This window comes from Streptomyces sp. NPDC002520, assembly GCF_053595235.1.
Genome location: NZ_JBSFXG010000031.1, coordinates 62,658 through 86,076, shown reverse-complemented (window position 1 = coordinate 86,076; position 23,419 = coordinate 62,658). Strand labels below are relative to the sequence as shown.

The following is a 23,419-nucleotide window of genomic DNA, read 5'->3' as shown; positions in this document are numbered from 1 at the left end:
TATCGGGCACCCGGAGGCGTCCGCCCATGTGGGGTGCGGCGTGCCCGGTTCGTTACGCCACTCGCGCCCGTGGCCTGCCGCCCTGCCGGGCGGAGGCGAGCAGCCCACGCAGGGTGGTCAGCCAGCCGGCGGCCACGAGGGCGGCGGCGACCACGAGGCCGAGGGTGCCGTTGAGCGGCATCACGATGCCGATCGCGCCGCCGAACACCCACGCCATCTGCAGGAGCGTCTCGGACCGCGCGAACGCCGAGGTGCGCACCGCTTCCGGCACGTCCCGCTGGATCAGGGCGTCCAGGGACAGCTTGGCCAGCGCCTGCGCGAAGCCCGCGACCGCGGCGAGACATGCCACGAGCAGGGCGCCGAAGAACAGGGCGGCCACGATCGCCGTACCGAGCACCACGGCGACGACCGTCACGATGATGATCTCCGGCGCCCTCGACTTCAGCCAGGCGCCCACGGCCGTGCCGAGGGCGTTGCCCGTGCCCGCCGCCACGCCGACTATCCCCAGCGACACGGCCGCGCTCTGTCCGGTCAGCGGCTGCTCGCGCAGCAGGAAGGCGAGGAAGAAGATCAGGAAGCCGGACAGGCAGCGCAGGGCGGCGTTGGCGCCGAGCGCGTGGGTCACGGCGGGCCCGACCGTCCCCAGCCCGGGGCGCCGGCCGTTCAGCCGCTTGAGCTGCGGCCCGTGCAGGTGCTGCTCGTCGGCGGCGAGCAGGGCCACGTACTCGCCCTTGGCGGAGTCCACCTTCGGCGGCAGCGAGAAGGACAGGAACATCCCCGCGATGAAGATCACGAAGGCGCCGTACAGCGGCCAGGGATCCCCGACGGCGTGCAGCCCCGCCGCGATCGGCGCGGCGACACCGGTGGCCAGGAGCCCGGCCAGGGTGACCCGGGAGTTGGCCTTGACCAGCGAGAACGCGGGCGGCAGCAGCCGCGGTACGACGGCACTGCGCACCACGCCGTAGGCCTTGGAGGCGACCAGCACCCCCAGGGCCGCGGGATACAGCTGGAGACTCCCGCTCGCCACGGCTCCCGAGATGACCAGCGCGAGCAGCGCGCGGGCCAGCATGGCCGCGGCCATGGCGGCGCGGCGGCCGTGCGGCAGCCGGTCGAGCAGGGGGCCGATGACGGGGGCGAGGACGGTGAAGGGCGCCATGGTGATGGCGAGGTACAGGGCGACCCGCCCGCGCGCCTCGTCCGTGGGCACGGCGAAGAACACGGTCGCCGCCAGCGCGACGGTGATCATGACGTCGCCGGCGCCGTTGACCGCGTGCAGCTCGATCAGCTTGCCGAGACCCGATTCGCCCGCGCCGTGCGCGTGCGTCGCCTTCCGGATCCCGCGCACCGTCCCGGTCACCGGGAGGTGCAGGGCACGCCCGACCGAGCGGACGGCACCGCCGACCCGGCCCGAACCGCCTCCGCTCCCCCTGTCCGCGGCTGCCACGTCGTTCATAGTGCCCCGAGGAACCGCCCAATAGTGCGGTTTGCGTCCACGCGAGTCGGCCCACCACCGACACCGGTCCCTGTGAACCGCCCCGCCCCACGCTGTCTTCCCGCCCACCCGAGTCACGCTCGAGGCCCGGCTTCCCGCCCACCTGAGCCCCCGGAACACGCTCGCCCGGCACCTGCCGGAGACGGTCCGGAGGGCGGGAAGGGGCGCCGGACTGTCCCCCACCACCGCCAACGGGGTAGCGTTCGTATCTCAGCCATAAAGCAGAATGGATGGCAGAGGTGCGCCCGAGCGCGATCGGACGCGGACGTCGATGCGGCCCACAGGTCCGCTCCGTCCGCTGAGCCGCTTCACCGCCGGAGGCATCCGCACTTTGAGACGGCGTAGGAGAGAAGCGATACCTGTGAGCGCAGCGACAACGCGAAGCCGCACCCCCGACCGTCTGTGCGCCGAGGCCGTCGACCTCGCCCGCGCCGCAGCCGAGGAGGTCGCCGCGCCCGGAGTGGTCGGAGAGCATGTCGGCCTGGTGTCCGAGGGCGACCGTGTTGTCACGCACTTCTTCGAGTGCAAGGAGCTCGGCTACCGGGGCTGGCGCTGGGCGGCGACGGTGGCCCGCGCCAGCCGCGCCAAGATCGTGACCCTGGACGAGGTCGTACTGCTCCCCGGCTCCGACGCCCTCCTCGCCCCCGAGTGGGTCCCGTGGAGCGAGCGACTGCGCCCCGGCGACCTCGGCCCCGGCGACCTGCTCCCCACCGACCAGGAGGACCTGCGCCTGGAGCCCGGCTACTCGGGCGAGGAGGAGCCGGCGCCGAACTCCGTCGTCTCCGAGGGCATGGCCGAGCTGGCGGAGGCGGAGGACGCCGACGTCACCCCCGGCGCGCCCGCCGTCCAGCCGACGGCCCCCGCCCGTGGTTCGATCGCGGCGGTCGCCGAGGAGCTCGGCATGCGCCGCGCCCGCGTCCTGTCCCGCTACGGCCTGCACGTGGCGGCCGACCGCTGGGAGGAGGCCTTCGGTCCCAAGACGGCGATGGCCCAGGCTGCCCCCGCCACTTGTTCGACCTGTGGTTTCCTCAACCCCATCGGCGGCTCGCTCGGCCAGGCCTTCGGCGTGTGCGCGAACGAGTTCTCCCCGGCCGACGGCCGCGTGGTCTCCTTCGCCTACGGCTGCGGCGCCCACTCCGAGGCCGCCGTCATGCCCAAGCCGCCCCAGCCGGCCGCGCCGGTCATCGACGAGATGAAGGTCGACGTCTTCCCCCTCCGCCCCGCCCGCGACTCGGGCTCGGTCCCGGAGGCGGGCGACGAGGAGACGGCGGAGCTCGGTCACTCGTAGAGCGGCAGCCCGTCCGTCGGGATCGTCCAGTCGCCGATGGTGACGTCCTCGCCGTACACGAAGTCCTTGGCCCGGTACCGATGAGACGCGCCCTGCGAGTCGTCCATGCTAGGCGGCCTCCAAGAGATCCGTTCGGCAGTCGCGGCAGTGTCCTGGCGTCGGTGAGCGGAAGGCTCGGTCGCAGGATTCGCAGGTCTGGAGGGGGTGCCGGACCGGCGGTGGCGGCTCCCGGGCCCGGAACGGGGGCGGTGGGGGCAGCTGGGCGGCAAGTCGGTGGGCCAGCAGCGCCGCCGGGCGGCACAGGGGCTCAGGTGGCAGACCTACGGTCAGCGCGTCCCGTACGGCCGTTGGACTCACGTCCCGTTCCAGCCAGGCGGCGACGCCGGGGGCCAGGTGTTCCGTGTCGCGCTCGGAGAGCAGCAGGCGCCGGTCGACCCGGTGCAGGTCCGCGACGAGGTCCACCGCCCGCTGGACGAGCGCGGGGGAGGGGCAGGCAGGGCGTGGCACGGGCGGCAGCGCTTTGCGCGGTGCCTGCTTCTTACGGGGCGGGGCCGCCTTGGGCGGTGCGTGGTCGTGGCTGTCCTCACGGCGCCCCGGCTGCTGGTCGTCCTTACGGCGCCCCGGCTGGTTGCAGAAGACCGTCACGGTGACGATACGGCCGTCCGGCAGGCGTACCCGCTTGCGCCGCAGATACCGCTCGGCCTCCAGCTCCCGCAGCGCGCGGGCGACGCGGATGGCCCCCTCGGGGAAGCGGACGGCGAGAGTCTTGATGTCGACCTGAGACCCGGTCGGGAGCGACTGGATGTGGATGCCGATGCCGATGGCCAGCCCCGAGAGGGTCGGATGCTGGGCCAAGTGGTTCCCGACCACCGTGAAGTTGGCGGTGTGACGCGTGTTCTCGTGGATCAGCCCACCGGCCCGGTGCCGCTGAATCGGGTGCTTCTTGGCGCCAACGCGGGACTGGGCATGCGGGGGCGCGCTAGGGTTTTCGGTATCCATCGGGAAGCGTTCTCTTCCTTGGTGGTCAGGCCCTCGATCGGGATCGCTAGTCCCGGCCGGGGGCCGACGTATTTCTGTGGTGGCAGTGCTCTTGCGCTGAGAGTAGGGCGCACAACGGTGCGCCACGCCAGCCCAGTTGGTGATGTTCACCCTCCTGAGTGAGTTTGCGCCGTGGGCGGGAGGGGTGGGGCTTGGTGGGGTCCTTTCACCCTGGTTGTTCCTTGGGAAGAGCGCCCCTCGCACCGGAGCACGGGTTCCCGTGTCACGGCTCCCCGGGCGGTCGTGGGCGTACGGCGACTGTCCGGAGTTTGTCCGGTCGTGTCCGGGGTGTCCGGTGGCGCGCCAAGGGTAGGGCGAGGTCGGCTAGACGGCTGTACGACACGGAGGGGCGCGGAATGACAGCGGAAGCGGCAGCGGTACGACTCAAGACCGAGGAAGACGAGCCGGGTTGGGAGGTGGACCCGGACGACGACTGGGGCGTGGCCGTCATCGCGACCGTCGGCCGACAGCTGAGGCTGCGCCGCGAGGCGGTGGGTATGCGCGCCGCGGATTTCGGCCGGGCGGTCGGCTATGGCGAGGACATGGTCTACAAGATCGAGGCGGGCAAGCGGATCCCCCGCCCCGAGTACCTGGACAAGGCGGACGCGGTGCTGGACGCGGGCGGGTTACTCGCCGCGATGAAGGAGGACGTGGCGAAGGTCCGGTACCCCAAGAAGGTGCGGGACTTGGCGCAGATGGAGGCCAGGGCGGTCGAGCTTCAGCTCTACGACCCGTTGAACATCCATGGACTTCTGCAGACGCCGGAGTACGCGCGGGCGTTGCTGCAGATGCGTCGGCCTGCCTATACGGAGGACGTAGTGGAGCGGGGTGTCGCCGCCCGAGTCGCCCGGAAGGCCATCTTCGAGCGGGATGCCGTGCCGGAGATCAGCTTCATCCAGGACGAGTGGTCGCTCCGGCGCCCCCTCGGAGGCAGGGCGGTGCTGCGCCGACAGCTCGAACACCTGCTGGAGGTCAGTACGTTGCGGAACATCGAGCTCCAGGTGATGCCGATGGACCGCGAGGAGCACGCAGGGGTGGACGGCGGCATTGAGGTGCTGAAGTTCGACGACGGCTCGGCGGTGGGGCGTTCGCCCGCCGTGGCCAGCGGGCGGCCGGTATCGGACCCGAGGCAACTCCGTATCCTGGAACTGCGGTATGGCATCATCCGCGCCCAGGCTCTCACCCCACGTGAGTCGACGGCCTACATCGAGCACCTGCTGGGGGACACATGATCCGCACTTCCGACCTGGCGTGGTTCAAGAGCAGCTACAGCAGCGGGGCCGAAGCCGACTCCTGCGTCGAAGTCGCCCTCGACTGGTTCAAGAGCAGCTACAGCAGCGGCAGCGAAGGCGACTCCTGCGTCGAGATCGCCCCCACCCCCGACACCATCCACATCCGCGACTCCAAGCAGACCGACGGCCCCCTCCTCACGGTCGCCCCCACCACCTGGGCGAGCTTCGTCTCGTACGCCTCCGAGGGCTGACCTCGCGGCCGTACCCGCCTGGAGCGGTACCTTCTCCTCACGCCCGAGAGGTCAGAGGAGAGCGAACGTGAGCAAGTACGTGCGGCCGGCAGTCGAGGGGGCAGACCCGTTCGGGACGGCCCGGCTGCGGCGCGGTGTCCTCGACGCCTGGGCGACCAGCCCCGCCCGGTTCCGGGAGGACGCCAACGCCGAGGAGGACCTGGTCCTCGGCGGGTACCGGGACCGGCTCGTCGTGGAGCTGGCGCAGAACGCCGCCGACGCCGCCGCGCGCGCGGCCACGCCGGGGCGGCTGCGGCTCACCCTCCGCGACAACGTGCTCGTCGCCGCGAACACCGGCGCCCCGCTGGACGCGACCGGTGTCGAGTCGCTGTCCACGCTGCGGGCCTCGGCCAAGCGGGGCGAGCAGGACACCCAGGGCGCGGTCGGGCGGTTCGGTGTCGGCTTCGCGGCCGTACTCTCCGTCACGGACGAGCCCGCGATCGTCGGGCGTCACGGCGGGGTCCGCTGGTCGCTGGCCGAGGCGCGCGAGCTGGCCGCCGACACCGCCCGGCACAGCCCGGGGCTGGGGGACGAGGTCCGCCGGCGTGACGGGCACGTGCCGCTGCTGCGGCTGCCCTTCGCCGCCGAGGGCACCGCTCCCGATCCGTACGACACCGCCGTCATCCTGCCGCTGCGCGACAGCGCCGCCGCCGATCTCGCCGAGCGGCTCCTGGACGCCGTGGACGACGCGCTGCTCCTCGCCCTGCCGGGTCTTGAGGAGGTCGTGATCGAGGTGGGTGACGCGGCTCCCCGTACGCTGCGCCGCCGTACCGAGGGCGCATTCACGGTCGTGGAGGACTCGCGGGAGGGGGCGACCCGCTGGCGCACCGTGTCCGCGCACGGGCCGCTCACCCCGGACCTGCTCGCCGACCGCCCGGTGGAGGAGCGGCTGCGCCCGCACTGGTCGGTGACCTGGGCCGTACCGGCCGACGACGAGGGGCGGCCGGTGCGCCCCCGCACCAGCCCCGTCGTGCACGCCCCGACCCCCAGTGACGAGGCCCTCGGCGTGCCCGCCCTGCTCATCGCCTCGTTCCCGCTGGACACCACTCGGCGGCACGCGGCCCCGGGCCCGCTGACCGATTTTTTGGTGGAGCGGGCGGCGGACGCGTACGCCGAGCTGCTCGCGGACTGGCGCCCGGTGACCGAGGGCGCCATCGATCTCGTGCCCGGTCCGCTGGGCAAGGGCGAGCTGGACGGCGCGCTGCGCCAGGCCGTCCTGGAGCGGCTGCCGCGCACGGCGTTCCTGCCCCCGGCCGTCGCGCCGGAGGGCGAGGGCGCGGACGAGCTGCCGGAGGCCCTGCGGCCGCGTGACGCCGAGGTCGTGGAGGGCGCGGGCGCGGAGACCGTACGGGTGCTCGCAGAGGTGCTGCCCACCCTGCTCCCGGGCGGTCTTGAACGCCGTGCCGAGCTGCGGACGCTCGGCGTCGCCCGGATCCCGCTCGCCGACGCCGTCGACCGGCTCGCCGGGCTGGAGAAGGACCCGGAGTGGTGGTGGCGGCTGTACGACAGCCTCGCCGGGGTGGATCCCGACCGGCTCTCCGGGCTGCCGGTGCCGCTCGCGGACGGCAGGACGACGATCGGGCCCCGGCAGGTGCTGCTGCCCACCGCCGACGCCACCGTCCTCGACCCGGACATCCTGGGCCGGCTGGGGCTCAAGGTCGCCCACGAGGACGCCTCGCACCCGCTGCTGGAGAAGCTGGGCGCGCTGCCCGCGACCCCGCGCGCGGTGCTGACCACCCCGCAGGTGCGGGCCGCCGTGGCCAACTCCCTGGAGGACGACGGCGGGGCGCTGTGGGAGGAGGACGCGCCGGACGCCGAGGAGCTGGCCGACACCGTTCTCGCGCTGGTGCGCGACGCGGGGCTTGAGCCCGGGGACGAGCCGTGGCTGGGCGCGCTGGCCCTGCCCGACGAGGACGGGGAACTCGCCCCGGCGGGCGAACTGGTCTTCCCCGGCAGCGACTTCGCCCGTGTGATCCGCGAGGGCGAACTCGCGGCCGTGGACGCCGAGCTGGCGGGCAAGTGGGGCGAGCAGCCGCTGACCGCCTGCGGGGTGCTCGCGGACTTCGCGCTGGTCCGCGCCACCGACGTCGTCCTCGACCCGGACGAACTGGAGCCCCGCGAGGGCGACTTCGCCGAGCCCGACGACGCCGGGCTGCTCGACGCGGTGGACGTGTGGTGCGAGGACATCCTCGACCGCTTCCCCGACAGCCCCGTACCCCCGGTCGCCACCGAGCTGGTCGCCGTGCGCGACCTGGACCTCGTGGACGAGGACCACTGGCCCGAGGCCCTCGCCCTGCTCGCCCGGCCGCCGCTGCGCGACGCCCTCACCCAGCCGGTGCGCGTCCTGCTGCCCGACGGCACGCACGAGGTCGTACGGCCGTACACGGCCTGGTGGCTGCGCGGGAACCCGGTGCTCGACGGCCGCCGTCCGGCGGGCCTGCTCGCGGCCGGCGGCGACCCGCTGCTGCGCGGTCTGTACGACGAGGCCGACGCCACCGGGTTCGAGGACGAGCAGGTGCTGCGCGCCCTCGGGGTGCGGACCTCGGTGGCCTCCCTGCTGGACGAGCCCGGCGGCGCGGCCGAGCTGCTGGACCGGCTCGCCGACCCGGAGCGGACCGTCACCCCGGCCCAACTGCACGGTCTGTACGGTGCGTTGGCGGAGCTGGATCCGGAGCAGGTGACGCTGCCGGACGAGCTGCGGGCCGTGGTGGACGGGCGGGTGGAGGTCGTGGACGCCGCCGACGCGGTGGTCGTCGACTCGCCCGACCTGCTGCCGTTCACCTCCGGGGTCCCGCTGCTGCCGGTGCGCCCGTCCCGGGCCGCCGAGCTGGCCGAGCTGTTCCAGGTGCGGCGGCTGAGCGAGTCCGTCACCGGCGAGGTGCACTCGCAGGGCGCCGAGCACGATGTGCCGGATCCGGTGCGGGTGCTGCTCGGACCGCGGACGCCCGGCACCTACGTCGAGCACGAGGAACTCGTCGTGGACGGCGTCGAGATCGACTGGTGGCTGACCGACGACGGCGTGCTGCACGCGGCCACCCTGGAGGGCGTCGCCGCGGGCCTCGCCTGGGCGGCCGGTCAGTGGCCGCGCCGCTTCGAGGTCGCCGCCCTGCTGGAGGACCCGTCCCGGACGGCGGAGTTGGCGCGGGACCGCTGGTTCGACTGACTCCGACAATTTCCACGCGAAATTGCCATCGGCAGTACAACCTCTCGTGATTCTCGCGGGTCTGGTCGGTTGAGTCCGGGCAACGGGCTCAACCGATCATCTGGACCTCGGTCCAGGCTGCTCCACAACAGGGGAACGCATGCGCATTCGTGCCACCGTGGCCGCCGTCACCGGCGCCCTGGCCCTTTCCGCCTTCGTCGTGCCGGCCGCGCACGCCGCCGGGACGGCGAAGGTGCCCGCGGATACCGCCGCCGCGAGCAAGGCCGCCCACTCCGCCCACTCCGCCACGGGCAAGTCGGCCTTCGCCGCCACCGCGGACGGGACGCCGTACGTCCTGAACGCGACCTTCTCCAACGTCAAGGTGAACAGCGGCAAGAACATCGCCGTCGGCACCACCAACGTCGTCAAGGTGCCCGTCTCCTTCACGCTGACGCACGGCGCGGACGTGAACATCCACGCCGCCGACTTCGTCTCGGGCGTCGAGCTGTACCGCGGTACCTCCTTCGACGAGGCGATCTTCTTCTTCGACAGCAACCCGGCGGCCTGCACGGACACCTCCGCCACCGTCGCGAGCTGCAAGGCCACCGTCGCGATCGACCCGTACGAGCTGCTGAACGAGGACGCGGGCTCCTGGAAGGCCGCCGCCTTCGCCGTCGCCTTCAACGGCCAGGACCCGGAGAATCCGGCCGACCCGAGCCAGATCGGTGTTGCCGTCAAGGACAACGCCGCGGCCTTCAAGCTGCAGCGCTACTCCAAGCTGACGGTCAACGCCGCGCCGGAGCCGGTGAAGAAGGGCAAGACCGTCACGGTCACCGGCAAGCTGTCCCGCGCCAACTGGGACGACGGCCTGTACCACGGCTACACCAACCAGTACGTGAAGCTCCAGTTCCGCAAGAAGACCTCCACCACCTACACCACGCTGAAGACCATCAAGTCGGACTCCACGGGCAACCTGAAGACGACGACGACCGCCACGGTCGACGGCTACTACCGCTACTCCTTCGCGGGCACCACGACCACCCCGGCGGTCAACGCCACGGGTGACTTCGTCGACGTGCAGTAAGCGGTCCTGACGTAAGCAGGACGATGTCCGGCCCCGGAGGCAGCCTGCTTCCGGGGCCGGAACGTTTTCTTTCGCTTGCTTCATGGGCCGGCAATCAGCCGACAAAGAATGGCCGGGAAGCGTTCTTGGAGTACAACCTTCCGGTTCCCCCGCGGATCTGATCGCGCGAGTCGACCGACTCCTCGCAAACTTCTCCCACCGGGGAAACTCCATGCGCATTCGTGCCACCCTGGCCGCCGTCACCGGCGCCCTGGCCCTGTCCGCCCTCGCCCTGCCGACCGCGCAGGCGGCTGAGACCAGCGGCACGCCCTACACGCTGAACGTCAGCTTCTCGAACGTCACGATCGCCAAGGCGATCAAGGTCGGCACCACCAACAAGGTCTCCACCAAGTACACCTACACCCTGACCCACGGCGCGGACGTCAACGTCAAGGCGAGCGACTTCTACACGGACGCCTACCTGTACAAGGGCACCTTCGGCGGCGACACGACCCCCGAGCTGTACGGCGACAACCCGGCGACCTGCACCACCGTCTCGTCGACCACCGAGTCCTGCACCGGCACCGTCGACATCTACCCGGCCTACGGCGACCTGAAGAACGCCTGGGCGGGCAGCTGGAGCGTGGGCGTCGAGGCCTTCGCCTTCAACGGCCAGTCCGAGTCCAACCCCGACCTGAGCAAGGTCGGCTTCGCGGACAAGGGCGGCGCCGGCACCACCCTGGTGCAGCGCTACTCCAAGCTCACCGCCGACGCCACGCCCGAGCCCGTCAAGAAGGGCGCCACGCTCACCGTCACCGGCAAGCTGACGCGCGCCGACTGGGAGCACGGCACCTACAACGCCGTGGGCGGCTGGTCCGTCAACCTCCAGTACCGCAAGGCGGGCTCCACCACCTACACCACGGTCAAGACCGTCAAGACGTCCTCCACGGGCGCCCTGAAGACCACGGTGACGGCCTCCGCCGACGGTTACTACCGCTACAGCTTCCCGGGCAGCTCGACCACCGCGGCGGTCAGCGCCACGGGTGACTACGTCGACGTGCGCTGACGGCCTGCGGTCCCCGCGCCCCGAAAGGGGCGCGGGGAACCGCGTGCTCAGTGGCTAGGCCGGGAAACGGCGGTCGACCCATCCCCACAGCAGCTCCAGGGCGGCCGCCGCCAACACCGCCACCCCCACCGCCGTCCACGGCATCGCCAGGCCCACCAGCTTCAGCGCGAAGAAGCCCTGCAGGGCCGGTACCGCGAGGACGAACAGGAACGCCACCCCCATCGCGGCCACCAGGGCGACCCGCCACCAGGTGTAGGGACGGGCGATGATCGCCAGGACCCACATGGAGATCAGGAACAGGGTCAGCGTGGCCGCGCTCGTCTCGGCGCCCAGCGCGTCCGTGCCCGAGTAGTGGTGCCGGGCGACCAGGTACGTCACGAACGTCGCCGCCCCGGCCACCACCCCGCCGGGGATCGCGTAGCGCATGACCCGCCGTACGAAGTGCGGGCGCGCGCGTTCCTTGTTGGGCGCCAGGGCCAGGAAGAACGCCGGGACACCGATGGTGAGGGTGGACAGCAGGGTCAGATGCCGGGGCAGGAACGGGTACTCGACCTGCCAGCACACCACCAGCACCGCGAGCAGCACCGAGTACACGGTCTTGACCAGGAACAGGGTCGCCACCCGCGTGATGTTGCCGATGACCCGGCGCCCCTCGGCGACCACCGAGGGCAGCGTGGCGAAGCTGTTGTCGAGCAGCACGATCTGCGCGACCGCCCGGGTCGCCTCCGAACCCGAGCCCATCGAGACACCGATGTCGGCGTCCTTCAGCGCGAGCACGTCGTTCACGCCGTCACCGGTCATGGCGACCGTGTGCCCCTGGGACTGGAGCGCGCCGACCATGTCCCGCTTCTGCTGCGGGGTGACCCGCCCGAACACGGTCCCCTCGTCCAGCGCCTCGGCCATCTCCCGCCGCTCGCCGGGCAGCCGCCGGGCGTCCACGGCCGTACCGGACAGCCCCAGCTTGGCCGCGACCGCGCCGACGGACACCGCGTTGTCACCGGAGATGACCTTGGCGCGGACGTTCTGCTCGGCGAAGTAGCGCAGGGTGTCGGCGGCGTCGGGGCGCAGCCGCTGCTCCAGGACGACCAGCGCGGTGGGACGGGCGCCCTTGGCCGGTTCGGTGCCGTCCAGGTCGCTGGTGGCGCGGGCGAGCAGCAGGACCCGCAGACCCTGCTCGTTCAGCCGGGCGGTCTCGGCCAGGGCGGGGTCGTCGGCGCCCAGCAGGACGTCGGGGGCGCCGAGCAGCCAGGTGCTGGTCTCGCCGTCGCCCTCGCTGAACGCGGCGCCGCTGTACTTGCGGGCGGAGGAGAACGGCAGCGACTCCACGCAGCGCCAGTCCTCGCTGTCGGGGTAGGCGTCGATGATCGCCTGGAGGGAGGGGTTGGGCCGCGGGTCCGACTCGCCGAGGGCGCCGAGCACCTTGCGCACGTAACTCTCGTCGGCCCCGTCCAGCATCCTGAGGCCGGTGACGTCCATGCCGCCCTCGGTCAGCGTGCCGGTCTTGTCCAGGCAGACGGTGTCGACGCGGGCGAGGCCCTCGATGGCGGGCAGCTCCTGCACCAGGCACTGCTTGCGGCCCAGCCGGATGACGCCTATCGCGAAGGCCACGGAGGTCAGCAGCACCAGCCCCTCCGGGACCATCGGGACGATCCCGCCGACCGTGCGCGAGACGGCGTCCTTGAGGTCGTTGTTCTTCACCACGAGCTGGGTGACGACCAGGCCGATCGCGGCCGGGACCATCATCCAGGTCACGTACTTGAGGATGGTGGAGATGCCGGTGCGCAGCTCGGAGTGGACGAGGGTGAAGCGGGAGGCCTCCTCGGCGAGCTGGGCGGCGTAGGCCTCGCGGCCCACCTTGGCCGCCTGGAACGCGCCGCCGCCGGCGACCACGAAGCTGCCGGACATCACCGGGTCCCCGGCGTGCTTGACGACCGGGTCGGCCTCACCGGTGAGCAGGGACTCGTCGATCTCCAGCCCGTCCGCCTCGGCGCACACCCCGTCCACGACGATCTTGTCGCCGGGCCCGATCTCGATCAGGTCGCCGAGGACGATCTGGTTCGTGGGGACCTCGGTGGTTCTGCCGTCCCGGCGGACCGTCGGCCGGGACTCCCCGATCACCGCGAGCGAGTCCAGGGTCTGCTTGGCCCGCCACTCCTGGACGATGCCGATTCCGGTGTTGGCGATGATCACGAAGCCGAAGAGGCTGTCCTGGATCGGCGCGACGAACAGCGTGACCAGCCACAGCACGCCGATGATCGCGTTGAACCGGGTGAAGACGTTGGCGCGGACGATCTCGCCCAGGGAGCGGCTGCTGCGCACCGGCACGTCGTTGACCTGCCCCCGTGCGACGCGCTCGGCGACCTGCGCACTGCTCAGGCCGGGCGAGGCCGTCGCGGGGACGGTGACCGGATGGACGGGGTCGAGCATATGGCTCATGCATCCGACGGTACGTGCGGATCTGTCCACCCGCCCACCGATGTGCCAGGTCCGGAGGCCGGAAATGGACCAGGGGCCGGAAATCGGCCATGTGCCCTCCTGGCCCGACAGCACGTCCGCGGCACGTCCGACGGCGCTCCCCCGTCCGACGGCGCTCCCCCGGCCGGCGGTGCCGTCCGGCCGGCCGAGCTACTCGGCCGGTGCCGACTCCGGCGCCGCGGCCCGCTTGATCGCCGCGTCCCGCCTGCGGACGTACCAGATGCCGATCAGCCCGAGCCCGCCCCCGGCCAGGCAGGTCCACAGCCACCACAGGTGACCGTGGTCGTGGAACCAGCCGTAGAACGGCAGCTGGACCAGGAAGAGGACGAACCACACGATCGTGCCGCCGGTGATGGTGGCGACCACGGGGCCTTCCAGGGGCTCCGGCGCCTCGTGCTTGGGGGTCCACTTCGTCATGCGGGACAGCTTACGAGGCGACCGCCACCGAGCGGCAGGCCCGTCCCCTCAGGGGTCTACGCGCGGAGATAGCGGGATCCGACTCATACGTTCATACTGAAACCGTTTGTCTTTGACCACTTCTGCTCGTATGAAACTCCAACGAGGCCCGGGGGAGCCCCGCTGGTGATGAGGTCCTGCATGTCCACCTCGGCACCCGCCAAGGTCCCCGCCCCCGAACAGCCGGGCGGCGTTCCGGCCTACGGCGCACTCGACCGCTACTTCCGGATCACCGAGCGCGGCAGCACGCTGCCCCGCGAGATCCGCGGCGGCCTCGCGACGTTCTTCGCGATGGCGTACATCATCGTGCTGAACCCGATCATCCTCAGCAGCGCGAAGGACATGTACGGGCACCACCTGAACGGCGGCCAGCTGGTCACGGCGACCGCGCTGACGGCGGCGTTCAGCACCCTCCTCATGGGCGTCATCGGCAACGTCCCGATCGCGATGGCCGCCGGCCTCGGCGTGAACTCGGTCGTCGCGCTCCAGCTCGCACCCCGGATGACCTGGCCGGACGCCATGGGCATGGTCGTGTGGGCCGGTTTCGTGGTCATGGCGCTGGTCGCCACGGGTCTGCGCGAGCGCGTGATGAACGCCGTGCCGTTCGGCCTGCGCAAGGCCATCTCCATCGGTATCGGCCTGTTCATCATGCTGATCGGCCTGGTCGACTCCGGCTTCGTCACCCGTATGCCGGACGTCGCCGACACCACCGTGCCGCTCCAGCTCGGCGTCGGCGGCCACCTGAACGGCTGGCCGGTGCTGATCTTCATCCTGGGCGTGCTGCTCACCTTCGCCCTCATCGTGCGCAAGGTGCCGGGCGCGATCCTGATCTCGATCGTCGGCATGACCGTCCTCGCGGTGGTCATCAACGCCGTCGCCAAGATCCCGGCCTGGGGTCTGACCGTCCCGAAGTGGCCGGGCAACCCGGTGGCCACCCCCGACTTCGGTCTGATCGGTCACTTCAGCCTCTTCGGCGGCTTCTCCAAGGTCGGCGTGCTGACCGGCGTCCTCTTCGTCTTCACCGTCCTGCTGTCCTGCTTCTTCGACGCCATGGGCACGATCATGGGCGTCAGCGACGAGGCCAAGCTGACCGACGCCCAGGGCTACATGCCGGGCATCAACAAGGTCCTCTTCGTGGACGGTCTCGCGGTCGCGGCGGGCGGCGCCAGCTCCTCCTCGGCCACCACGGCGTTCGTGGAGTCCACGGCGGGTGTCGGCGAGGGCGCGCGCACCGGCTTCGCGAACGTCGTCACGGGCGGCCTGTTCGCCCTGTCGCTCTTCCTCACGCCGGTCGCCACGATGGTCCCCTCCCAGGCGGCCACCCCGGCCCTGGTCGCGGTGGGCTTCCTGATCCTGTCGAACTCCGTCAAGGAGATCGACTGGGCGGACTACACGATCGCCATCCCGGCCTTCGTGACGATGCTGATGATGCCGTTCACCTACTCGATCACCAACGGCATCGGCATGGGCTTCATCACCTTCGTGGTGCTGCGCCTGGTGGCCGGCCGCGCGAAGGAGATCCCGGCGGCGATGTACGTCGTCTCGGCGGTCTTCGCCTTCTACTACCTGATGCCGGCGCTGGGTCTGACCTGACCTGGCCTGGCCTGACCTGACCTGGCCTGATCCAGCCTTCCCCGCCGGTCTGATTCGGCGGGGCCCGGTGTCCCGGGGCCCGGTGTCCCGGGGCCCGGTGTCCCGTGGGCAGGTGTCCCGGGGTCAGGTGACTCCGTAGAACCTCTCCGTCTCCTCGACGGCGGTCTGGAACCGCTCGTCGAAGTCGTCCCGAATGAGCGTGCGGACCACATAGTCCTGCACGCTCATTCCTCTTCTGGCCGCGTGGTGGCGGAGCCTCTCGAGCAGCTCCCCGTCCATACGCAGGCTGAGCACACTGGTCCCCATGCGTACGAGGGTCGCCACATCCGGCCACCCGGCGCGTCACTTTCTGGAACCGTCTCACTCATATGGGTGATCGAGAGGTTCAGTGTCCGGAGTCACGGGCATTCGGGCGCGCCGCGGTGGTCTTTAGTCAGAGTAATGAGTTATGCTAAAGAACATGCCGGACCTCACCCATGGCGACGACGTTGCCGCCGTGAACTCCCTCCGCTCCGCAGTGATGCGGTTGTCCCGTCGGCTCAAGCACCAGCGGGTCGACGAGTCGCTGAGCCCCACCGAGATGTCGGTGCTCGGCACCCTGTCCCGGTGCGGCCAGGCCACACCGGGCGAGCTCGCCCGTAAGGAGCACGTCCAGCCGCCGTCGATGACCCGCATCGTCGCGCTGCTCGAGGCCAAGGGACTGGTCCGTCTGGAGCCGCACCCCGAGGACCGGCGCCAGAAGGTCGTCACCAGGACCGAGCAGGCCGAGACGATGCTCGAGGAGAGCCGTCGCAAGCGCAACGCGTTCCTGGCCGGCCTGGTCGACGGCCTCGACGAGGACGAGTGGGCCAAGCTGCGTGCCGCCGCCCCCGTTCTGGAGAAGCTCGCGCATCTGTAAGCCAGTCACCCGGAGGAGGCGAACCCTTTTGAGTACGGGATCCGGAATACCTTCCGCCCCCGCACCGAAGACCACCCACAACCCCTCGATCCAGAACAGACGCGCGTCCTCGATGTTCAGCTCGCTGAAGATCCGGAACTACCGTCTGTTCTTCATCGGCCAGGTCGTCTCCAACACGGGCACCTGGATGCAGCGCATCGCCCAGGACTGGCTCGTCCTCAGCCTCACCGGCTCCTCCGCAGCCGTGGGCATCACGACGGCCCTGCAGTTCCTCCCGATGCTCCTGTTCGGCCTCTACGGCGGCGTCCTCGTGGACCGTCTGCCCAAGCGGCCCGCGCTGCTGGTCACCCAGTCGGCCATGGCGGTCACCGGCCTCGTGCTCGCCTTCCTGACCCTCTCCGGACATGTCCAGGTCTGGCACGTCTACCTCGCCGCCTTCGCGGTCGGCCTCGCCACGGTCGTCGACAACCCGGCCCGGCAGTCCTTCGTCTCCGAGATGGTCGGCCCCGAGCAGCTGCAGAACGCGGTCAGCCTGAACTCCGCGAACTTCCAGTCCGCCCGCCTGATCGGCCCGGCCGTCGCCGGCCTCATGATCACCGGCGTGGGCACCGGCTGGGCGTTCCTCTTCAACGGCCTGTCCTTCGTCGCGCCCATCGCCGGCCTGCTGCTCATGCGGGCCCGCGAACTGCACGTGGTCGAGCCGACCCCGCGCGGCAAGGGCCAGCTGCGGGAGGGCCTGCGCTATGTCGCCGGCCGCCCCGACCTGATGTGGCCGATCGTGCTGGTGGGCTTCATCGGCACCTTCGGCTTCAACTTCCCGGTGTGGCTGTCGGCCTACGCCGACGACGTCTTCCACGCGGGCGCCGGCTCCTACAGCCTCTTCAACACGCTGATGGCCGTCGGCTCCCTCGGCGGCGCCCTGCTGGCCGCCCGGCGCGGCACGGCCCGGCTGCGGGTCATGGCCGGCGCCGCACTGGCCTTCGGCGCGCTGGAGATCGTGGCCGCGCTGACGCCGTCGTACTGGCTGTTCGCGCTGCTCATGGTCCCGATCGGGATCTTCGGCCTGACGGTCAACGTCACCACGAACACCGCCGTGCAGATGGGCACCGACCCGGCCATGCGCGGCCGGGTGATGTCCCTGTTCATGATGGTGTTCATGGGCGGCACGCCGCTGGGCGCGCCGGTCGTCGGCTGGATCACCGACACTTACGGCTCCCGGGTCGGCTTCGCCCTCGGCGGCGCCGTCTCGGCCCTCGCGGCCGCCGTGGTCGGGCTGATCCTGGCCCGCGCCGGTGGCCTGCGCCTGGCGGTGGGCTGGCATCGCGGCCACCCGCGGGTGCGGGTGGTCTCCCGGGAGCCGGAACTGGCGACCGCCGCGTGAGCGGCTCGACGTCCTGACGGGGGCCGGTTCGGCGAGGGCCGGTTCGACGGGGGCCGGTTCGGCGAGGGCCGGTTCGGCGAGGGCCGGTTCGACGGGGGCCGGTTAGGCGAGGGCCGGTTCGACGGGGGCCGGTCGCTCCCGCGCCCGGCGCGCGGTGGGCAGACTGGTCCCATGAGACTCTTCGCCGCCGTCGTGCCCCCGCCGGACGTGACGGACGGGCTCGCCGCCGAGGTGGACCTGCTGCGTTCGCTGCCGGGCGCCGGCGGGCTGCGCTGGACCGGCCGCCCCGGCTGGCACTTCACCCTGGCGTTCTACGGCGAGGTCGACGACGCGCTCGTACCGGACCTGTCGGACCGGCTGGCGCGCGCCGCGCACCGCACCGCGCCCTTCCCGCTGGCCCTCCGCGGCGGCGGCCAGTTCGGGCACGGGCGGGCCCTGTGGGCGGGCGCGTCCGGCGACCTGGAGACCCTGGGCCTGCTCGCCGACCGCGCGGAGGCGGCGGCCCGGAAGGCGGGCGTGCCGATGGGGGAGCACCGGCGGTACAAGGCCCACCTGACGGTGGCCCGCAGCCGGGACTCGGTGGACGTACGCCCCTACGTCGCCGCCCTCGCCGAGTTCGCCAGCCCCACCTGGACCGTCGCCGAGCTGGCCCTGGTCCGCAGCAACCTGCCGAGGTCCGGGGTGCGCGGCGAGCGGCCCCGGTACGAGACGGTCGCCCGCTGGCCGCTGAGCGGCGCCGGTTAGGCTCGTTCACGTGGACCCGAAAACCCGGAACCGGATCATGGCCGGTGCGCTTGTTCTCCTGATGGTGGTCGTCGCTGTGGCGGCGGCTGTCCGGTAGCGGGTGCCCGGGGAACTGCGCGTAGCCGTCCGGCCGCGGGCCGGCGGGGTCCGGCCGCGCAGTTCCCCGTGCCCCTCGCGGGGCGCCGCCCCTCAGGGCGTCGCCGAAGCGACCGGGACTACCAGGCGAAGGCCTCCGGCGAGGGGCCGGGGCCCGGGAAGATCTCGTCGAGGGCGGCGAGCAGCTCCTCGCTCAGCTTCAGCTCCACGGCCCGCAGGGCGGACTCCAGCTGCTCGGCGGTGCGGGGGCCGACGATCGGACCGGTCACCTGGGGCCGGGTCAGCAGCCACGCCAGGGCCACCTCGCCCGGCTCCAGACCGTGCTTGTCCAGCAGGTCCTCGTACGCCTGGTACCGAGGGCGGGCGGCCGGGTCGGCCAGGGCCTCCGCGGCCCGCCCGGAGGTACGGCGCCCGCCCTGCACCTCCTTCTTGATCACTCCGCCGAGCAGACCGCCGTGCAGCGGCGACCAGGGGATGACCCCGAGGCCGTACTCCTGCGCGGCCGGGAGGACCTCCATCTCCGCGCGGCGCTCGGCCAGGTTGTACAGGCACTGCTCGCTCACGAGACCGATCGTGCCGCCGCGCCGTGCGGCGGTCTCGTTCGCCTGGGCGATCTTGTAGCCGGGGAAGTTGGAGGAGCCGGCGTAGAGGATCTTGCCCTGCTGCACGAGGACGTCGACGGCCTGCCAGATCTCGTCGAACGGCGTGTTCCGGTCGATGTGGTGGAACTGGTAGAGGTCGATGTAGTCCGTCCGCAGCCGCTTCAGGCTGGCGTCCACGGCGCGCCGGATGTTCAGCGCGGAGAGCTTGTCGAAGTTGGGCCAGGTGTCGCCCTCGCGGCTCATGCTGCCGTACACCTTGGTGGCGAGCACGACCTTCTCGCGCCGCTCGCCGCCCTTGGCGAACCAGTTCCCGATGATCTCCTCGGTACGGCCCTTGTTCTCACCCCAGCCGTACACGTTGGCCGTGTCGAAGAAGTTGATGCCCGCGTCCAGCGCCGCGTCCATGATCGCGTGCGAGTCGGCCTCGTCCGTCTGCGGGCCGAAGTTCATGGTGCCGAGGACGAGTCGGCTGACCTTGAGTCCGGTGCGTCCTAGCTGCGTGTACTCCATGACTGCCTAGCCAACGGCTTGAAGTGCGCTCTAGGCAAGCAGGTTCGTGCGAGTCGGGGGAGCTGGACCAGAACTAGTCGCGGGGGAAGCCGTCGGTCTTCAGGACGAGGTCGACCACCGTGCCGGTCAGGTCGATGTCGGTGCCGAAGTCGACCGTCGTCCTAGTGATGTAGTCCCCTTCCTTGGGCTGCGTGTAGACGTAGCACGTGCCCTTGTAAGGGTCGGCGATGACGTACACGGGGACTTCGGCCGTGGCGTAGGCGGTCTTCTTGGGGCCGTAGTCGTTGGCCGCGGTGCCCTTGGAGATGACTTCGGCGACGAACGTGACGTCCTCGCAGCGCCAGAGGCCCTTCTCCGTCTTGGCCGCGCCCTCCTTGACGAGCGTCACGTCGGTGGCGAAGCCGTTGAGGTGGCCCGGGTAGTCGATCCGGACGTCGGACTTCACCCGCTTCCGGGGGTACTTGGTCCGCAGCTGCTCGACGATGTCCAGGATGATCTCCCAGTGGGTGTCCCGCTGCGGCGACATGTAGACGGTCCCCTCGACGATCTCGACCTTGTATCCCTCGGGGACGGGCATCTTCTCGAGCCGGTCGAACATCTCGTCGAGCGTGCTCTCGTTGTCGCACTCGGCCATCGCGATCCTGTCTTCAAGGACGGTCATCGTGGCGCTCCTCCCCGGCTGTCCCACGAACAGGTGCAGCCGCGCGGTACAACGATACGCACCGTAGTCAGGAGACGGCGGAAATCGGTCAGCTCGTTCCGGCCGCGTACGGATGTCCGACGTCCCACGCTTCCCACATCGCCCCGGCGAACGCCGCCGCGATCCGGTGTTCCCCGCTCGAGTTGGGATGCGTGCCGTCGTAGGTGTCGCGGTGGATGTCGTACGCCTCGGGCGTCGACGCGAGCAGGATCGGTGAGCGGGGCTCGTCGAGGTCGGCGACCGTCTTGGCGAGCAGGACGTTGAAGAGGGCCACCTGCTCGGCGAAGGACGGGTCCGCCTCGGCGCGGACGTTCGGGATCACCGGCAGCAGGACCATGCGGATGCGCGGGTTGGCCGCACGGGCGGCGGTGACGAAGGCGCGTACGTTCTCCGCCGTCTGCTCGGCGTTGGTGTAGAAGCCGAGGTCGATCAGGCCGAGGGAGACGAGCAGGACGTCGGCGCGGCTCTCCCGTATCGCCTCGCCGATCAGCGGCGCCATGTGCAGCCAGCCCTCGCCCCAGCCGGCCAGGTGGGCGCGGGGGAAGTCGGGGTCGGCGTACTCGTACGACGTCGGGGTGTCGGTCGCCTTGTCGTACAGCGTCTCGCGCGGGCCGACGATCCGGAACGGGCCGTCGTACGTCTCCCGCAGGTGCCGCCACATCCGGTAGCGCCACGTGTGTTCGCCCGCGCTCCCGATCGTCATGGAGTCACCGACGGGCATGAACCTGAGCATCCGCTCATGATGGACGATCCCGGAGCCGGGTGGGGTGCGCGGGGATGTGAGGCCCACCACGCCGCCGTGAACACCCGCACGGGATGGCAGGCTTGGTCCATGCGCCGACCGTTCGCCCTGCTCGCCGGGGTCCTGCTCGCGGGTGCCTGTGCACTGCCCGCTTCCGCGCTGCCCGCTTCCGCGCCGGCCGCTTCCGCGCCGGCCGCTTCCGTGCTGGCCGCTTCCGCCGCCGACGGTGACAGCCCCGGTGACCAGGGGTTCACGATCAAGGACCCGAGGATCACCGAGTCCAGCGGCCTGGCAGCCTCCCGTCAGCACCCGGGCATCTACTGGACGCACAACGACAGCGACGACGGGCCGTACATCTACGCCGTGGACAGCGCGACCGGGAAGACCGTCGCCACGCTGACCCTGCGCGGCATCGGGGCCCCGCGCGACGTGGAGGCCATCTCCATCGGCCCGGACAACCAGATCTACGTCGGCGACATCGGCGACAACCTCGGCGGCAAGTGGCCCTACGTGTGGATCTACCGGCTGCCCGAGCCGAAGGTGCTCGCGGACGCGACGGTCAGGGCCACGCAGTACGTGGTCAAGTACTCCGACGGGCCCCGGAACGCCGAGTCGCTGATCGTGCACCCGAAGACCGGGCGCGTGTACATCATCGACAAGAACGAGAACGGTGGGCATCTCTTCGAGGGACCCGCGCGGTTGTCCCCCTCCGGGACGAACATCTTCCGGCCCGTCGCCACCGTCGACCTCTGGGCCACCGACGCCGCCTTCTCACCGAACGGCCGACAGCTCGCCGTCCGCGGCTACTTCGGCGGCATCTACTACGACTGGAACGGCGGCGGCATCGAGCGGCGCGGGCGCCTTGAGGTGCCGCTCCAGGGGCAGGGGGAGTCCGTCTCGTACTCCGCCGACGGCTCCAAGCTGATGTACGGCAGTGAAGGGGCCGACAGTTCGGTGGAGGCGAAGGACGCGCCCGGGGGTGCGTCCAGCGGCACGTCGCCCTCCGGCGACGGGAGTTCGGCCTCCGCGGCGGGAGAGGGCACCGGCGTGGGCGGGAGCGTCAAGGTGGGGGTCGTGGTCCTCGCCGTCGGGGCGGTCGCGCTGTTCGGGATGCGGCGGAGGCGGCGGAGGGGGTAGGCGGGTGCGGTGCGCGGCCGGGTGAGAACCGGTGTGGTGTGCGGCCGGGTGAGAACCGGTGTGGTGTGCGGCCGTACGAGAAAAGGGCGCCCGGTGGTCACCGGGCGCCCCTCACTGTCCTACGCGTCGAGAGGTCAGAGCTTCTCGATCACGTAGTCGACGCACTTCGTCAGCGCCTCGACGTCCGCCGGGTCGATCGCCGGGAACATCGCGACGCGCAGCTGGTTGCGGCCGAGCTTGCGGTACGGCTCGGTGTCCACGATGCCGTTGGCGCGCAGCACCTTGGCGACGGCGGCCGCGTCGATCTCGTCGGAGAAGTCGATCGTGCCGATGACCTGCGAGCGCTTGGCCGGGTCGGTGACGAACGGGGTGGCGTACTTGGCCTCCTCCGCCCAGCTGTACAGGCGGGTCGAGGAGTCCTTGGTGCGGCCCGTGGAGAAGGCCAGACCGCCCTGGCCGTTGAGCCACTCCAGCTGCTGGTTCAGCAGGAAGAGGGTGGCGAGGGCCGGGGTGTTGTACGTCTGGTTCTTGCGGGAGTTGTCGATCGCCGTGGGGAGGCTGAAGAACTCCGGGACGTGGCGGCCGGACGCGTGGACGCGCTCGGCGCGCTCGATCGCGGCCGGCGAGAAGACGCCGATCCACAGGCCGCCGTCGGAGGCGAAGGACTTCTGCGGGGCGAAGTAGTAGACGTCGGTCTCGGCGACGTCGACCGGGAGTCCGCCCGCGCCGGAGGTGGCGTCCACGAGCACGAGCGCGCCCTCGTCGGCGCCGGCCACGCGCTTGATCGGCATGGCGACGCCGGTGGAGGTCTCGTTGTGCGTGAAGGCGTAGACGTCGACGCCCGCCTCGGCCTGCGCCTCGGGGTGGGTGCCCGGGTCGGTGGCGATGACGGTGGGCTCGGCCAGCCAGGGGGCGAGCTTGGCCGCCTTGGCGAACTTGGAGGAGAACTCACCGAAGCTGAGGTGCTGGGACTTGTTCTCGATCAGCCCGTGGGTGGCGATGTCCCAGAACGCGGTCGAGCCGCCGTTGCCGAGGACGACCTCGTAACCGTCGGGGAGGGAGAAGAGGGAGCTGATGCCTTCGCGGACCTGGCCCACCAGGTTCTTGACCGGGGCCTGGCGGTGGGAGGTGCCGAGCAGGGAGCTGCCGGTGGCGGCGAGCGCCTCCAGCGCCTCCGTGCGCACCTTGGAGGGGCCCGCGCCGAAGCGTCCGTCGGCGGGCTTGATGTCAGCGGGAATCTGGATGTCGGCCACGGGACGGAGGGTATCGGCTAGACGAAACGGGACGGAACCATGTCCGTCGGATGAGACGAGCGCGCCGAGGCGTGGACCTGAGGGTTCGACGGGGCGTGGACCTGCGGGTTTGCCGAGGTGTGGAGCTCCGGGTGCGCCGAGGTGTGGACCGGTCCGTTCACCTGGCCGTGGACTGGTGAGTTCGCCCGGCCGTGGACTGGTGAGTTCGCCCGGCCGTGGTC

General features: G+C 71.2%; 20 protein-coding genes and 1 pseudogene. 11 read left to right on the top strand and 10 right to left on the bottom strand.

Features of this window, described 5'->3' with window-relative positions; all coding sequences use genetic code 11:
• Positions 1–52: 52 nt before the first annotated feature.
• On the bottom strand, positions 53–1,453 hold the full coding sequence (locus tag ACWD5D_RS33050) for an MFS transporter (RefSeq protein ID WP_451376471.1): 1,401 nt from the start codon (positions 1,451–1,453) through the stop codon (positions 53–55).
• A gap of 400 nt (positions 1,454–1,853) precedes the next feature.
• On the opposite strand from ACWD5D_RS33050, the gene ACWD5D_RS33045 reads away from it, so the two are divergent.
• Positions 1,854–2,780 (top strand): DUF3027 domain-containing protein, encoded by a 927-nt coding sequence (locus ACWD5D_RS33045; RefSeq protein WP_451376470.1) that lies wholly within the window; start codon positions 1,854–1,856, stop codon positions 2,778–2,780.
• On the opposite strand, the pseudogene ACWD5D_RS33040 reads toward ACWD5D_RS33045, so the two are convergent.
• Positions 2,771–2,848: pseudogene (locus tag ACWD5D_RS33040) on the bottom strand (Uma2 family endonuclease); the annotation flags it as partial. The gene ACWD5D_RS33045 and the pseudogene ACWD5D_RS33040 sit on opposite strands and share 10 nt — an antisense overlap.
• A gap of 40 nt (positions 2,849–2,888) precedes the next feature.
• Positions 2,889–3,779, bottom strand: a complete 891-nt coding sequence (locus tag ACWD5D_RS33035; protein ID WP_451376469.1) for a helix-turn-helix domain-containing protein — start codon at positions 3,777–3,779, stop codon at positions 2,889–2,891.
• 395 nt (positions 3,780–4,174) lie between these two features.
• Here ACWD5D_RS33035 and ACWD5D_RS33030 point away from each other — a divergent pair, with 395 nt between their 5' ends.
• The 5 genes from ACWD5D_RS33030 (at position 4,175) to ACWD5D_RS33010 (ending at position 10,611) form a co-directional block, all read left to right on the top strand.
• A complete protein-coding gene (locus ACWD5D_RS33030) occupies positions 4,175–5,050 on the top strand; it encodes a helix-turn-helix domain-containing protein (protein WP_451376468.1) in 876 nt (291 codons plus the stop codon).
• Positions 5,047–5,301 (top strand): DUF397 domain-containing protein, encoded by a 255-nt coding sequence (locus ACWD5D_RS33025; protein ID WP_451376467.1) that lies wholly within the window; start codon positions 5,047–5,049, stop codon positions 5,299–5,301. Before ACWD5D_RS33030 ends, ACWD5D_RS33025 begins: the two co-directional genes overlap by 4 nt.
• A gap of 67 nt (positions 5,302–5,368) precedes the next feature.
• Positions 5,369–8,503 carry a sacsin N-terminal ATP-binding-like domain-containing protein gene (locus tag ACWD5D_RS33020; protein ID WP_451376466.1) on the top strand — a complete coding sequence of 1,045 codons (3,135 nt, stop codon included), beginning with the start codon at positions 5,369–5,371 and terminating at the stop codon, positions 8,501–8,503.
• Positions 8,504–8,642: 139 nt separating this feature from the next.
• Entirely contained in the window at positions 8,643–9,566 is a 924-nt protein-coding gene (locus tag ACWD5D_RS33015) for a hypothetical protein (RefSeq protein ID WP_451376465.1), read from the top strand.
• 211 nt (positions 9,567–9,777) lie between these two features.
• On the top strand, positions 9,778–10,611 hold the full coding sequence (locus ACWD5D_RS33010) for a hypothetical protein (protein ID WP_451376464.1): 834 nt from the start codon (positions 9,778–9,780) through the stop codon (positions 10,609–10,611).
• 54 nt (positions 10,612–10,665) lie between these two features.
• On the opposite strand, the gene ACWD5D_RS33005 is transcribed toward ACWD5D_RS33010, so the two are convergent.
• Together ACWD5D_RS33005 and ACWD5D_RS33000 are read right to left on the bottom strand one after the other, a co-directional pair.
• Positions 10,666–13,047: an HAD-IC family P-type ATPase gene (locus tag ACWD5D_RS33005; RefSeq protein WP_451376463.1), complete on the bottom strand. Its 2,382-nt coding sequence runs from the start codon at positions 13,045–13,047 to the stop codon at positions 10,666–10,668.
• A 189-nt stretch (positions 13,048–13,236) separates the two neighbouring features.
• Positions 13,237–13,503 carry a DUF2530 domain-containing protein gene (locus tag ACWD5D_RS33000; RefSeq protein ID WP_451376462.1) on the bottom strand — a complete coding sequence of 89 codons (267 nt, stop codon included), beginning with the start codon at positions 13,501–13,503 and terminating at the stop codon, positions 13,237–13,239.
• 180 nt (positions 13,504–13,683) lie between these two features.
• Here ACWD5D_RS33000 and ACWD5D_RS32995 point away from each other — a divergent pair, with 180 nt between their 5' ends.
• Entirely contained in the window at positions 13,684–15,135 is a 1,452-nt protein-coding gene (locus tag ACWD5D_RS32995; protein WP_451376461.1) for an NCS2 family permease, read from the top strand.
• A gap of 123 nt (positions 15,136–15,258) precedes the next feature.
• On the opposite strand, the gene ACWD5D_RS32990 is transcribed toward ACWD5D_RS32995, so the two are convergent.
• On the bottom strand, positions 15,259–15,441 hold the full coding sequence (locus ACWD5D_RS32990; protein ID WP_451376460.1) for a ribbon-helix-helix protein, CopG family: 183 nt from the start codon (positions 15,439–15,441) through the stop codon (positions 15,259–15,261).
• 154 nt (positions 15,442–15,595) lie between these two features.
• On the opposite strand from ACWD5D_RS32990, the gene ACWD5D_RS32985 reads away from it, so the two are divergent.
• The 3 genes from ACWD5D_RS32985 (at position 15,596) to thpR (ending at position 18,158) form a co-directional block, all read left to right on the top strand.
• Positions 15,596–16,033 carry a MarR family winged helix-turn-helix transcriptional regulator gene (locus ACWD5D_RS32985; protein WP_451376459.1) on the top strand — a complete coding sequence of 146 codons (438 nt, stop codon included), beginning with the start codon at positions 15,596–15,598 and terminating at the stop codon, positions 16,031–16,033.
• A 28-nt stretch (positions 16,034–16,061) separates the two neighbouring features.
• A complete protein-coding gene (locus ACWD5D_RS32980; protein ID WP_451376458.1) occupies positions 16,062–17,414 on the top strand; it encodes an MFS transporter in 1,353 nt (450 codons plus the stop codon).
• Between the two features lie 171 nt (positions 17,415–17,585).
• Positions 17,586–18,158 carry an RNA 2',3'-cyclic phosphodiesterase gene (thpR, locus tag ACWD5D_RS32975; RefSeq protein WP_451376457.1) on the top strand — a complete coding sequence of 191 codons (573 nt, stop codon included), beginning with the start codon at positions 17,586–17,588 and terminating at the stop codon, positions 18,156–18,158.
• 215 nt (positions 18,159–18,373) lie between these two features.
• On the opposite strand, the gene ACWD5D_RS32970 is transcribed toward thpR, so the two are convergent.
• The 3 genes from ACWD5D_RS32970 to ACWD5D_RS32960 form a co-directional block, all read right to left on the bottom strand.
• Positions 18,374–19,366 (bottom strand): aldo/keto reductase, encoded by a 993-nt coding sequence (locus tag ACWD5D_RS32970; RefSeq protein WP_451376456.1) that lies wholly within the window; start codon positions 19,364–19,366, stop codon positions 18,374–18,376.
• A gap of 73 nt (positions 19,367–19,439) precedes the next feature.
• On the bottom strand, positions 19,440–20,027 hold the full coding sequence (locus ACWD5D_RS32965; protein ID WP_451376455.1) for a Uma2 family endonuclease: 588 nt from the start codon (positions 20,025–20,027) through the stop codon (positions 19,440–19,442).
• A gap of 88 nt (positions 20,028–20,115) precedes the next feature.
• The gene (locus ACWD5D_RS32960) at positions 20,116–20,799 is read right to left on the bottom strand and encodes a GDSL-type esterase/lipase family protein (protein WP_451376454.1); all 684 of its coding nucleotides are present in this window, start codon (positions 20,797–20,799) and stop codon (positions 20,116–20,118) included.
• A 99-nt stretch (positions 20,800–20,898) separates the two neighbouring features.
• On the opposite strand from ACWD5D_RS32960, the gene ACWD5D_RS32955 reads away from it, so the two are divergent.
• Positions 20,899–21,945: a WD40 repeat domain-containing protein gene (locus ACWD5D_RS32955; RefSeq protein ID WP_451376453.1), complete on the top strand. Its 1,047-nt coding sequence runs from the start codon at positions 20,899–20,901 to the stop codon at positions 21,943–21,945.
• A gap of 134 nt (positions 21,946–22,079) precedes the next feature.
• On the opposite strand, the gene serC is transcribed toward ACWD5D_RS32955, so the two are convergent.
• The gene (serC, locus tag ACWD5D_RS32950) at positions 22,080–23,198 is read right to left on the bottom strand and encodes a phosphoserine transaminase (RefSeq protein WP_451376452.1); all 1,119 of its coding nucleotides are present in this window, start codon (positions 23,196–23,198) and stop codon (positions 22,080–22,082) included.
• Between the last annotated feature and the right edge of the window lie 221 nt (positions 23,199–23,419).